The 12,710-nt window shown below is 40.1% G+C and carries 13 protein-coding genes; 5 read left to right on the top strand and 8 right to left on the bottom strand.

Features of this window, described 5'->3' with window-relative positions; genetic code table 11:
- Nucleotides 1-36 precede the first annotated feature (36 nt).
- Nucleotides 37-1,557, top strand: coding sequence for an acetaldehyde dehydrogenase ExaC (exaC, locus tag ACSLUK_RS10460; protein ID WP_448548525.1), 1,521 nt, complete (start codon nucleotides 37-39; stop codon nucleotides 1,555-1,557).
- 72 nt (nucleotides 1,558-1,629) lie between these two features.
- Here exaC and arsJ read toward each other — a convergent pair whose 3' ends face one another.
- The 4 genes from arsJ to ACSLUK_RS10440 all read right to left on the bottom strand — a co-directional run bounded on the left by arsJ (nucleotide 1,630) and on the right by ACSLUK_RS10440 (nucleotide 5,892).
- Nucleotides 1,630-2,844 (bottom strand): organoarsenical effux MFS transporter ArsJ, encoded by a 1,215-nt coding sequence (gene arsJ / locus ACSLUK_RS10455; RefSeq protein WP_448548524.1) that lies wholly within the window; start codon nucleotides 2,842-2,844, stop codon nucleotides 1,630-1,632.
- 20 nt (nucleotides 2,845-2,864) lie between these two features.
- Entirely contained in the window at nucleotides 2,865-3,869 is a 1,005-nt protein-coding gene (locus ACSLUK_RS10450) for an ArsJ-associated glyceraldehyde-3-phosphate dehydrogenase (protein ID WP_448548523.1), read from the bottom strand.
- Between the two features lie 44 nt (nucleotides 3,870-3,913).
- A complete protein-coding gene (locus ACSLUK_RS10445) occupies nucleotides 3,914-4,264 on the bottom strand; it encodes a metalloregulator ArsR/SmtB family transcription factor (RefSeq protein WP_448548522.1) in 351 nt (116 codons plus the stop codon).
- A gap of 212 nt (nucleotides 4,265-4,476) precedes the next feature.
- Complete coding sequence (locus tag ACSLUK_RS10440; RefSeq protein ID WP_448548521.1) at nucleotides 4,477-5,892, bottom strand: DUF4397 domain-containing protein; 1,416 nt, start codon at nucleotides 5,890-5,892, stop codon at nucleotides 4,477-4,479.
- A 254-nt stretch (nucleotides 5,893-6,146) separates the two neighbouring features.
- Here ACSLUK_RS10440 and ACSLUK_RS10435 point away from each other — a divergent pair, with 254 nt between their 5' ends.
- The gene (locus ACSLUK_RS10435) at nucleotides 6,147-6,908 is read left to right on the top strand and encodes an MBL fold metallo-hydrolase (protein ID WP_448548520.1); all 762 of its coding nucleotides are present in this window, start codon (nucleotides 6,147-6,149) and stop codon (nucleotides 6,906-6,908) included.
- Between the two features lie 17 nt (nucleotides 6,909-6,925).
- On the opposite strand, the gene soxR is transcribed toward ACSLUK_RS10435, so the two are convergent.
- From soxR to hpf, 4 genes are all read right to left on the bottom strand, one after another.
- Nucleotides 6,926-7,399 carry a redox-sensitive transcriptional activator SoxR gene (gene soxR, locus ACSLUK_RS10430; protein WP_448548519.1) on the bottom strand — a complete coding sequence of 158 codons (474 nt, stop codon included), beginning with the start codon at nucleotides 7,397-7,399 and terminating at the stop codon, nucleotides 6,926-6,928.
- Nucleotides 7,400-7,795: 396 nt separating this feature from the next.
- Nucleotides 7,796-8,137, bottom strand: coding sequence for a tRNA-binding protein (locus tag ACSLUK_RS10425; RefSeq protein WP_448548518.1), 342 nt, complete (start codon nucleotides 8,135-8,137; stop codon nucleotides 7,796-7,798).
- Between the two features lie 70 nt (nucleotides 8,138-8,207).
- Nucleotides 8,208-8,927, bottom strand: coding sequence for a helix-turn-helix domain-containing protein (locus tag ACSLUK_RS10420; protein ID WP_448548517.1), 720 nt, complete (start codon nucleotides 8,925-8,927; stop codon nucleotides 8,208-8,210).
- 103 nt (nucleotides 8,928-9,030) lie between these two features.
- Nucleotides 9,031-9,366 (bottom strand): ribosome hibernation-promoting factor, HPF/YfiA family, encoded by a 336-nt coding sequence (gene hpf / locus ACSLUK_RS10415; RefSeq protein WP_448548516.1) that lies wholly within the window; start codon nucleotides 9,364-9,366, stop codon nucleotides 9,031-9,033.
- Between the two features lie 195 nt (nucleotides 9,367-9,561).
- Here hpf and ACSLUK_RS10410 point away from each other — a divergent pair, with 195 nt between their 5' ends.
- From ACSLUK_RS10410 to ACSLUK_RS10400, 3 genes are all read left to right on the top strand, one after another.
- Nucleotides 9,562-10,875, top strand: a complete 1,314-nt coding sequence (locus ACSLUK_RS10410) for a sensor domain-containing diguanylate cyclase (protein ID WP_448548515.1) — start codon at nucleotides 9,562-9,564, stop codon at nucleotides 10,873-10,875.
- Between the two features lie 79 nt (nucleotides 10,876-10,954).
- Nucleotides 10,955-11,536 (top strand): hypothetical protein, encoded by a 582-nt coding sequence (locus ACSLUK_RS10405; protein ID WP_448548514.1) that lies wholly within the window; start codon nucleotides 10,955-10,957, stop codon nucleotides 11,534-11,536.
- 241 nt (nucleotides 11,537-11,777) lie between these two features.
- Nucleotides 11,778-12,638, top strand: a complete 861-nt coding sequence (locus ACSLUK_RS10400; protein ID WP_448548513.1) for a hypothetical protein — start codon at nucleotides 11,778-11,780, stop codon at nucleotides 12,636-12,638.
- The last annotated feature ends 72 nt before the right edge of the window (nucleotides 12,639-12,710 follow it).

The raw sequence follows: 12,710 nt of genomic DNA, 5'->3' as shown, positions 1-12,710 counted from the left end.
ATAATCTCAAAAAACAACGTTTAGCAAGGAAATACTATGATTTACTCAGTACCAGGTTCAGACGACGCAGTAGTCCAATTTAAGCAACGATATCAAAACTTTATTGGTGGCCAGTGGGTTGAACCGTTTGATGGTCAATATATGGATAACCTAAGTCCTGTTAACGGACACGTATTTTGCCAAGTACCTCGCTCTAACGCGAAAGACATTGAACTCGCATTAGATGCCGCTCACAAAGCTAAAGACAGCTGGGGCAAAACCTCTGTTACCGAACGCTCAAATTTGCTATTGAAAATTGCCGATCGTATCGAAGCCAATTTAGAAACGCTTGCTGTTGCAGAAACTTGGGATAATGGTAAAGCGGTACGAGAAACATTAGCGGCAGATATTCCGTTAGCGGTTGACCATTTTCGCTACTTTGCTGGTTGTATTCGTGCACAAGAAGGCTCGTTGGCGGAGCTCGATGAAAAAACCATGTCTTACCATATTCATGAACCGCTTGGTGTGGTTGGGCAAATCATTCCGTGGAATTTCCCTATTTTAATGGCCGCATGGAAACTTGCGCCTGCGTTAGCCGCAGGTAATTGTGTAGTATTAAAGCCAGCCGAGCAAACACCTGCATCGATTCTTGTATTATTTGAACTCATTGAAGATCTCATCCCTGCAGGCGTCGTAAATGTTGTTAATGGTTTAGGCAATGAAGCAGGTCAAGCACTTGCCACCAGTAAACGCATCGCCAAAATTGCCTTTACCGGTTCAACACCTGTTGGTTCACATATTTTAAAATGTGCCGCAGACAATATCATTCCCTCAACGGTAGAACTCGGCGGCAAGTCCCCCAACATCTACTTTGCCGATGTCATGGATTTTGAAGACGAATACTTGAGCAAATGTATCGAAGGCGCCGTGCTTGCCTACTTTAATCAGGGAGAAGTGTGTACTTGTCCTTCACGTTTATTCGTGCACGAGTCTATTTACGACGAATTCATGCAGAAAGTGATTGAACGCACGAAGGCGATAACCCGTGGTAACCCGCTAGATACCAACACTATGGTGGGGGCGCAAGCATCTAAAGAGCAATTTGATAAAATCATGAGCTACATTGATATTGGCAAGAAAGAAGGCGCTAATGTACTGATTGGTGGTGATGCTGAACAAGTTGGTGGTCAATTTGATAACGGCTTTTACATTAAGCCAACGCTGTTAGAAGGCCATAACCAAATGCGCGTATTTCAGGAAGAAATTTTCGGCCCGGTAATTTCTGTCGGTAAATTTAAGGATGAAGCTGAGGCATTGGCGCTAGCGAACAGCTCAGAGTTTGGTTTAGGCGCCGGCGTTTGGACGCGAGATATGAACAGAGCGTTTCGTGTTGGGCGGCAAATTGAAGCGGGTCGTGTTTGGACAAATTGCTATCACATGTATCCCGCGCACGCAGCATTTGGTGGGTATAAAAAATCTGGCATTGGACGAGAAACTCACAAAATGGCATTAGAGCATTATCAACAAACCAAGAACTTATTGGTAAGCTACGATACTAACCCATTGGGCTTCTTCTAACATATGTAGATGAATTGGGTTCGTCTTGAATAGCTTCTGTTCAAGGCGAACCCAATCAATAATTAGAATGATTTAGCCAGCGCTATAGCGAGACAATGGCTTAGTTAACAACACGGCTAACAGCAAAAATACACTTGCCCCTACTAAACATGCTTCTAAACCGTACGATTGATACAATGCACCAGACAATATAGTACCGATTAATCGCCCAGCGGCATTCGCCATATAGTAGAAGCCAACATCTACAGACACGCCATCTGCTTTGGCGAAGCTCACGATTAAATAGCTATGAAGTGACGAGTTCACAGCAAAAACGGCACCAAATAACAGTAACCCTACAACTAGCACAAGCTCAACATGCCAGTTTAATAGCAGTAAATAAGCGATAGTAACGGGGATAAACAACAATATGCTTACCCATAACAAGGCCTTATCAGAATTTGAACGATTTTGGCCTCCCCATTGCGTAATTTTAGGCGCTTGCGTTTGAATCAATCCATAGCCGATGATCCACGAAGCCATGAAGGCACCAATAAACTCATGCTGCCATGCTAACTGCGTTGATAAATAAACAGGCAACGCTACAACAAACCAAATATCACGTGCGCCAAATAAAAACATTCGTGCAGCAGATAAATAGTTAATACGAGGCTCTTTAGCAAATAGTTGCTTAAATTTAACCTTGTGTTTTGCCTTACCCAACTCAGCTTTAAGTAATAATAGGCTCAAACACCAAACAACCAGCAAAAACGCCACCATCAAGGCAATTGCACCACGAAACTCAAACAAAGTTAATAGCAGGCCACCTAAGAAAAACCCACAACCTTTCAACGCATTCTTTGAACCCGTTAGCACAGCGACCCACTTGTACAAAGTGCCTTGCTCGTTTTCCGGAAGTAACGTTTTAATGGCACTCTTAGCGCTCATTTTATTAAGATCTTTAGCTATGCCAGATAATGCCTGTGCGGCCATAACGTAGATAACTGACAACATAGATGTTGGCACTAGCAACATTGCCAATGCTAACACCTGTAATGCCAAGCCAATATTCATTGTCTTATTAAGACCAATGCGGGCACCAAGCCACCCACCAACTAGGTTAGTAACCACGCCAAAGAACTCATAAAACAAGAACAGCATGGCGACTTCTAATGGACTGTACCCTAACTGATGAAAAAACAGCACGACCAGCATACGTAATGCGCCATCGGTTAAGGTAAAGGCCCAATAGTTTCCTGTCACCAATAGATATTGGCCAATTGGTGATTGAATAAACGACGTTTTCATATTGTTCTTCAAAGCAAAACTTATACGATTTCGCCTACTTTCGCGACCAACTCTACCGTTCTATTGGCATAACCCCACTCGTTATCATACCAAGCGTAAATCTTAAGTTGGGTATCATTGACGACCATTGTAGATAGCGCATCAACGATGACTGAACGAGGATCCGTTTTATAGTCACATGATACCAATGGCTTTTCTTCATAGCCTAAAATACCAGCCAACGTCCCTTCTGACGCCTGTTTAAATAGTAAATTTACTTCTTCAGCTGTGGTCGCTCTGTCCATTTCAAATACACAGTCGGTTATTGACGCATTCTCAATAGGTACACGCACAGCGTGACCATTAAGTTTACCTTTCAACTCGGGAAAAATATGTGTTATTGCCGTTGCAGAGCCTGTCGTAGTTGGAATTAAGTTAGTGCCACAAGCACGTGCACGACGTAAATCTTTGTGTGGTGCATCCAAAATAGATTGGGTGTTGGTAATATCATGGATCGTAGTCATCGAACCGTGTTTAATGCCAATACTTTCCTGCAACACTTTGACCACAGGTGCAAGACAGTTAGTTGTACAAGATGCTGCTGTTACAATCGAGTGCTCTTCAGGGTTATACAAATGGTCATTCACGCCCATGACAACATTAAGTATCCCCTCTTCTTTCACTGGTGCAGTAACTACCACGCGCTTAACGCCTTGATTCAAATAGGTCTGTAATAGCGATTTTTTTCGCATCACACCACTGGCTTCAATGACTACGTCACATTCAGACCAGTCTGTTTCATCAATTTCGCGGTTTTGCGTACACGCAACACGCTGCAAACCAACGACCATAGTCTGTTCTTCATGGTGCGTTTCGTGCGCCCATTTTCCGTGAGTTGAATCGTAACTCACCAAATGCGCCGCAGTTTCCGCGTTACAATACGGATCGTTAATTTGAATAACTTCCAATTCACTGTGTTCATGTGCAATACGAAAAGCCAGTCTGCCCATGCGACCAAAACCATTGATACCAACTTTAATAGTCATATTTTTTCTCTTTAAATCTAACGGTAAACTCAATATTTATTTTCTTAACAACATACCTCCTGACGAATAGGCCTATCTCCCATGGCTCGAAGTGCCTGAGAAGATTCGCTTATGTAGTCAAGATTCGATTGGTAAGTATGTTCTAGTACTACTCTGAACCAATCAGGTAATGACGGGTGTATTGAATAAAACACCCACTGTTTATGTTTACGATCAACCACGATCTGCTGTTTTTTTAACAACGCGAGGTGACGGGAAATCTTAGGTTGGCTGTCGTTTAGTGCCGACATAAATTCACATACACAAAGCTCTTGTTCCTGAACCAACAAGCATAAAATCTTTAAACGCGTGTCGTCTGATAGCACTTTAAATAAATCGGGTAGTGAATTTCCCATAGTTTTGCCTTTATAGGTAAATAACTACATATGGTTTACATTATATATGAAAATTCATATACACCAAGAAAAGTTATCGACAAAAAAACCGCCCCTACCCTACAGTGTAGAAACGGTTATCATAATCAACAATAAATATACATCGATTATCAGTGGTCTATACTCGCCTTTCCAATCTATACAGACTGGCTTTGAAGTATGCTAGCAAATGGCTATTGCTTAGTTACCACAACAGAAAAGTCGGTACCATATTCATCGTCCTGTTCAGTAACAATAAATAAATCACCACTATTTTCATCTAGGGAAAACTCGGTTTGAGCGAGTAGTAACTGACTCCCTTCTTCCATGGTCGTAACAAACACGCGATAGGTATTATTAGGTAAAACAATTTGACCCACATTGTCGTTTTGATTCGTCAGTTTGTACTGCGCGGTTTCAATTGTTTCATCGCTTCTGACAAAGAAAATATCAAGCAATGTGTGCTCTTGGATAAAATTAATCACGTTGATTTGGTGATCGTAGATACTCACGCGATTACTATTATCGACAGTTAAGGACATTACTGTTGGTAATTCTGGCGTATCCGAATCTGAGTCATCATCAGAGTCGTCATCTTCGGGGTAGTCTGTATAGAAAAAGACCGTTTTATCGCTATTGGCGGTTAAGGTCAGCAAATGATTGTTAATAAATTCTTCATTCGATGTGTGTTCTTTTACATGCATACTGTAATCACCAAACGCTAATGACATGGTGTCACTAAAGTTACTCAATTGAACGTTCGAGAATACTGGCGAATCACCAAATTGCTCGAGGTACAAATCAATTGATGCACTTGCTTTGGCACCATTGTAAACGCGCAGCTCAGCTGTCGCATAGATGTCGTCTAGTCGTTCAATACTTGCCGACTTAGATAGTTTATCAATCGAATAGAGTGAATCACCCGGCCCCGTATTATCACGCACCACCATAATATACTGGCTTTGATATGCAAAATTCACTTCCTCACTTTCAAATAACACCTCTTGCTGGCCAGACAATGTGATATAAAACTTATACTTCCCTAGGTCATTATAAAAGCTGTCGGTCATCAACTCATGAGACAGCGAGGATATTAAAGTTGCTTGCGCAAATGTCTCATGTTCATCGCTAATATAAACATCTATGTTTTCTCCCGTAGTATGCAGATTCAGCCAACGGAATGTATATTCTTCATTATCGTCATCATCAGGTGATTCATCCTCATACTGATACACAGTGAGTTTTGGCGCATTAAAGTCTCCTGATACCACCATGAGTTGCGTATTGTCATTCTTAATATCAACCGATTGCTCGAAAATGGTTTCGAAGCTGTCTTCGTCAGACTGCCATTGTACTTCTACGGTGTAATCATCAGACGCGAGTTCATAATATGAGGTTGCTTCGGCATAGTTAACATCTGGATATGTGTAATCATCGATGACCATTTGCACGGCCGGTGAATTGACACTGGCATTGTACATTTTGATATAACCAGCGTTACTACCATCAGAATCACTCGAATTGCAGCCGGCAAGTAAGCCCATGGTAATGACGCTCAATGTTAACTGCTTTACCGAAATTAGGGATAGTCTCAAACTTTCTGTGTGCATTGTTTCTCACTCTATTTTGTCGTTAATAACGTCTACCACCCAAAGCCTGATAAACGCGTTTTTCGCCACAATAGAACAAAATGAGCGGACTTAGTTCCTGATTTTACAAAAGCTATACATAGCATTACCTTTCTTTACGTTGGCTTACTTTGATTTACATAATTGATGGTGCATTCGACAAATTAAAACAAGCGTTTGAATATGTAATTACTTAGGTTTACAATGCCAGTAGTTTTAGCGAAAAAAGAGCACCAATGAAGCTTCATGTATTAAACGGCTATATACAATCAATATATCTGGCTGAATATCCAAATAAATTACTTCTGCTAGACGGCTGTTGTCGTGCTGATGTTGACACGGTCATTCAATTTATTGAGCATGAGTTAGGCAAAAACCGTAATGAACTTTCCTTGGTTGTAGTAACCCATATGCATCCAGATCATGCAGGTGGTGCTCACCGTTTGCGAGATTTGACTGGGTGCAAGATTGCTTGTGGTAACGTAGAGGGGCAATGGTACTCGGGTATCGATGGCCACTTAATGCATTGGACAGACATTGCGCTTACGCGTTGGGTAGCTAAACGTCAAGGAAAGCCAGCCAAGAATGTTTGGTACAGCGCAAAATTGCAACCCGATATAAAACTCAACGATGGGGACTTGTTACCCAATTTTGAAGATTGGCGAGCCATTGAAACACAAGGTCATACAGATCGCGATGTATCGCTGCATCATTTACCCAGCAATAAGATTTACGTTGCAGATCTTATCGTAAAAGTAAAACAAAAATATCTGCCCCCCTATCCTATTTTTTACCCGAATCGCTATAAACGTTCACTGACAAAAATTTATCAAGCGCAAGCAGACTCGATTCTACTTGCTCATGGTGGTGAATTAACTTTTGATCAGAAACAATACGAACAACTAATGCAACGTGCGCCAAGTGTGCCACTTACCCATTGGCGCTCAGTTAAATCTAAGTTAGCTACGGTATTAGGTTTCGGACAATCGCGCGCTTAGACATAGTGATGGCAGGGCTACTCAGCGTTTGCTTTTCGCCACAAAATAACTGGCCCATCACCTTCACTAGCTAAATAATCATCCTCATTGTATATAGGACATTTCTTTAACGACAAACAACCACAACCAATGCAGGTAGAAAGAGAGTTTCTTAATGCCGTCATTTGTGCAATTTTTCTATCTAGCGACGCTTGCCAACGGTTAGCTAGCATTTCCCAGTCTTGGGTTGAGGGAGTTCGTTGATCGGGTAACGTAGAAAACGCTTGTTTGATCTCCTCCAGTGTTATTCCCATTTTCTGAGCAGCTTTAATGACTGAAATTCGACGTAGAACTTCTCGTTTATAACGTCGCTGATTCCCATTATTACGCCAACTTCTAATCAACCCTTTTTCTTCGTAAAAGTGTAACGTTGAAACTTTTATGCCGCAGCGCTTGGCTACGTCACCAACTTTTAAGTTAGCGTCTTCTAGTCGTCCATTTCCAGTACTCAATTGTCCTCCTTTTCGACCACCGTTAACTTATTGGAATAGTTGGCAAGTGATAATTTTGTAAAAAATCAAAAAAACACTTTACCTCAAGCTTACCTGAGGTTTTAACATCCTAAGCCAAGATTATCAACAAGGAAAAGACTATGACTAAACCAAACGCTAACAATGAAGCAAACATTTATGCCGTATTAGTTCGATTAATTGAAATCCTAAATAATACGATGAGACATAAATAATGACGCTTTCACCAGCGCTATTAATGCTAAATGACAACGTAAAGCGATTAGAGTGTACGTTCTAGTCGCTTTTACCTAACCATGACAATGGAATAAAAAGTTGCTAACTGGTACATCAAAATCATGTGCAACAGCTAGCAAGGAAGGAAAGCGTACGTGCACATTACGATAGTCTTGTGCCATTAGGTACAGGTAAATCAACGGTGGCTAACACAACACCTTCATCTCCTCGATGAAATCCAGTAACCAAACATTGAGATTTAATCGGACCAATTTGCTTACTTGGAAAATTGACTACGGCAATCACTTGTTTTCCTATTAAGTCATCGGGTTGATAGAAACCTGTAATCTGCGCACTTGATTTAAGTACACCGATCTCTTCACCAAAATCAACATGCAATATGTAAGCTGGATTTCTTGCTTCGGGAAATTTTTCCGCGTTCATTATTGTGCCAACACGTAAATCAACTTGTTCAAATTGCTGCCAGGTTAACGTCTTATTCATTTCTTCTCCTTAGCGTTTATACGAGATTATGATGACGTTTTTTCAGACAAAAGTCTTTCGAATATCGGTGTTAATTTTTAGATTTTCGGCGAAATACACTTGGCGAAATTTGCATAACTTGATTAAAGCGCTCGCTAAACGCAGCAACACTCGCGTAACCAACTTGTTCCGCAATTTTTGAAATACTATCATTGGAATGAATGAGTAATTGCTTCGCTTTTTCCATGCGTTTTTCAATAATGTATTGCTTGGTAGATTGACCATAATAGGTGCGAAACAGCTCGTTTAAGTGACGAACACTCAAACAACCTATGGAGGCTAGCTGCGGAATGGTGATTAATTGATTCTCATGGTTATCAATAAATGCTTTAACAGCAACAATGCGTTTATCTATATTAACTTGTTTGCTAAACCTCTCCTCAAGCAACGCAACCAATGTATCGCCAATGATTTGGTGACATCCACCAGTCCCATTTAAATAGAGCAGCATGAACTGTAAATACTTTTGAAAAGCTAGGTCTAGCGATGAAAATGCAGGAAAATTCGCTAAATAAGGTATTTTACTATGCGGTATATCAACAACGATAAATTGGTTATCTGTTGACGCACTATAGGCATGCTCTTCCCCTGCCGCAATTATTGCAACATTATGATTGTTTAGCAGGTTTTCATCATGCCCAATCCGAAGTTCTAACGCACCACAAACAGGAAACACTACTTGGTGAAAGCCGTGCGCATGAATATGGCTCTCGCTATTGTAGCTTTTTAAATGAATATGAGTCGTAGACATGTTCACGATTATAACAAGCGTTCAAATTTATTCGAGCATTGGTTAAATGTGAACTTGAGAGCAGCGATATTGTTGCTCTCACCAAAACCCTATTTCGATAAAGTTATGCAGCATCATATAAATCGGATTGCGCTACAACATATTTTTGATGGAGTTTTTTGGCCAATTGTCCTTTTTTACGCGTTAAACCCGATTCCAGTTTTTTAACAACCAACCCTATCGCAGTATATAGATTCTTGTCACGCGCACTTACTTTTACGCTATTTCCTTCAAATTGTGTTGAGAGACTAATCGCTTGCCCTTGTGCGTCAATTCTAATAACGGCATTAATGATTGAAAGTTGAGGAAAGTGACTACTCATTTTAGTAAGCTTTTTCAACGTGAATTGCTCAATTGCCTGCGTTACAACGACATGATGACCAGAAAATTTTACCTTCATATTGCGTCCTCTTAATAAACAATGCACGGTTTATATTGCCTTAATGCACAAGAGGAACAACCAATTCATCGTAATAATTTGTAAACCTGTAAATACACTGAGAAGCTATTTTTACACGAAATGCTGTCTTAAAAGATTTAATTTTTGCTAGAATTAAAATGTTACCGCCTACTTACCTGAACTACGGTTACTATCATGACGAAACCCAAAAACGATAATGCAATACTTAGTCAAAGTAACCTCAAACTACTATTTGCATCGGTTATTGATTCGCTGGGAGCCTATATTTATATCAAAGACCTTGAAGGTCGCTATGTGTACGTTAACCAGCTTGTTGTCGACCTTTTCAATCAACCATTGGAAGAAATTATTGGTCAAAAAGACGAACGTTTCTTCTCACTTGATATATCAGAACAGCTACGTAAAAATGATCAACGTGTTATGGAACAAGGCGAGATTGTTGAAAGTGAAGAACGAAACATTATTACTCATTCAGGTGAAACGAAATATTATTGGAGCGTAAAAAAGCCAATTCATGATGAGCAAGGAACCATCATAGGTATGTGCGGCATTTCAACCGATATAACCCAACAAAAAGCACTGCAACTAGAAGTTAACAAAAAACAGCAATTACTCGACACTATTGTCGAAAATGTTGATGCTTATGTTTACATGAAAGATAGTCATCGGCGGTTTCAGTTTATCAACTCTAAAACCGCAGAATTATTTGGTGTCCAAGCTCATGACATTATTGGCAAGCGTAGTGAAGAGTTCCTGCCACCTTCTGTAGTAGAACAATTTGAAGTACTCGATAATAAATTGCTTGCAGAATGCAGCCCTGTTGCGGGCGAAGAAACATTTATCGATGAAAACGGCAACGTGAAGTATTATTGGTCAAGTAAGGTACCTATTAAAGATGAAGATGGTAATCTTCAAGCATTTATTGGATTTTCAAACGATATCACTGAACTCATCGAGTTAAAGAAAAAACTTGAAGTACAGGCATCTATCGACGATCTTACTCAAATTGGCAATCGCCGGCGTTTGTTGGAATTCGCCGAAAAAGAATTCAAGCGTGCCAAACGTAATAAAACAAGTTTGTCTTTCATCAATATTGATATCGATCATTTTAAACAAATCAATGACAATTATGGTCACCATGTAGGCGATAGTGTCCTGACTGAGGTGGCGCAAACCATTGAAAAATGTCTGCGTACCTCTGATATTGTAGGCCGTATGGGCGGAGAAGAATTCACCATAGTGTTGCCTGAGTCAGATATTAAGATTTGTCAGGTGATCACCGAACGTATCCAGCATGCCATCTCGCAACTGCCATTGTCACCTAATTGGCCAGATCCAAATATCATCGTGAGCTTAAGCTTAGGTTTAACCGAACTTGATCCTCAATCTAACAGTTTAGAACAAGCACTCATCATGGCAGATAAAGCGCTTTATCAAGCCAAAAATAATGGCCGTGATCAGTACTGCATTTATAAGTACTCGGCGTAATATAAACATTAAGTTTGCTGATATATGCTAGGCTTTGTTCATTAGCTTATAACAGAAATGACAATCACGGAGCTTAGCTATGAATCGAGTTATTATTCACGCGTTTACATTAGCCATACTTATGTCCCATACCTCCCAAGCAATTGCAGATGATGATCCAGCGAAATTATGTAAGCAAGCAGCCACCCTGTTTGAAGAAGGAGATCTGGAAGGCGCATTAGAAGAGGCAAAATGGTGTGTAACGCAACTAGAACAACTTAAACAAAGCCAAACAGCCAAGTACTTTAAAGACAAAATATTAAACTATACAGGTGGTGAAATTAGTCAGCAAAGCGCTATGGGATTTACCATGATAGAACGCTCTTACGCGAGCGCAAATAAAAAGATTAAAGTAGCATTAACGGGTGGAAACTCTGGCGGCGCACTAAGTGCTTTTAGCGCGCTAGCCCAATTTGGCCTGCAAGGAAGCGGAACAAGCAAAGTACGTATTCAAAAACGTAGTGCAGTGGTCACCAATGAAAATGGGCACTTATCAATGATGATTACACTGAAAAGTGGTGCCATGTTAGGACTTGAATCTGACGAAGTAACTAAAGATGAGTTGGTTGAATTTGCCAAAGCCTTTCCTATTAAAGAGTTAGATAACTCATTGATACAGTAGCTAGTAGCCGAATGTTACGGCAATTTATGTTTAACAATTCGGCATCAATTGTATAGGAAAAAATCTGATAATCGGGTATCGATTTTTTCTTATACAAGCCCTTGGCCGCAGTAAAACACGAACCAATACAACGAAAGGTTATTTGTTCGGCGCTGGTTGCTATACTTAATAACATATTGTTCTAGCGAACAGCGTGTTTTTGCAATATAAAGTGAATGACGTTCAAATATGTAGTGTGACAATGAAAATATTTTATCTACTCGCCTTAGCTCTGTTCCATTGTTTCGCATATACTCAAGAAATTGTATGGTTTACAGACGATCAAGCCGATCTGCATGATCTGCTAAGAGATAACCCCGTCTCAATCAGTACCGATACAAACAATCTAGTGCTAAAAGTTCTGCCTCAATATCAAATTAATTTTCAATATGCACCGATCCCAAGAATTACTAATCAATTGATTAATTTAGAAAATGCTTGTGTAGGTAATAGGATTAAAACCGAAGAAAGAGTAAAGGATAATCTATTTAGTTTGCCGCTGAATTTTTATCCGAGTTATCGACTGTATTACTTGAAGAATAACATATCGCTCCCTCCCGAATTATTTAACGACAAAAACCAACTGATATCTCTGGCGCACCTATTTGAAATATTGCCGAACACTGTGCTAGCAGTTGAAAAAGGTCGGTCATTTGGCCCAACGTTAGATGAAATTATTCCTAACTTGCCAGAAAACAATGTATTTGTTCGCCCCGGTAACGACGGCTATTCCGCAATAAGTAAATTGCTGTTTATTGGCAGAGTAGACTTTATCATCGGCTTCCCAACTGAAATGAAAGAGCGGATTAAGAAAGCAACAATTGAGCAAGAAATACAATCTGTCGAAATTGCCAATATAGATAACTATATTGTTGGTCATATTGCTTGTAGCAAGTCACCTATCGGCGAAAAATTCATACACGATGTCGATAATATTCTAAAGCGAGCGTATCAATCTGATGAATACATCAACGCCCACCTACGTTATTTGGATAAGGTTGATCATCAAGCATTTAGAGATTATTTTGATGTCTTTAAAAAACAACTATTTCTCACACGCTAACGGATTCACTAAAAAAAGCGCTATTGACCTAAGCCAATAGCGCTTTACATCCTCCCCAGGACGAATCTTGGA

Source organism: Thalassotalea fusca, assembly GCF_053485835.1.
The sequence above is the reverse complement of the archived record's forward strand: the minus strand, read 5'-3'. Positions and strand labels throughout refer to the sequence as shown.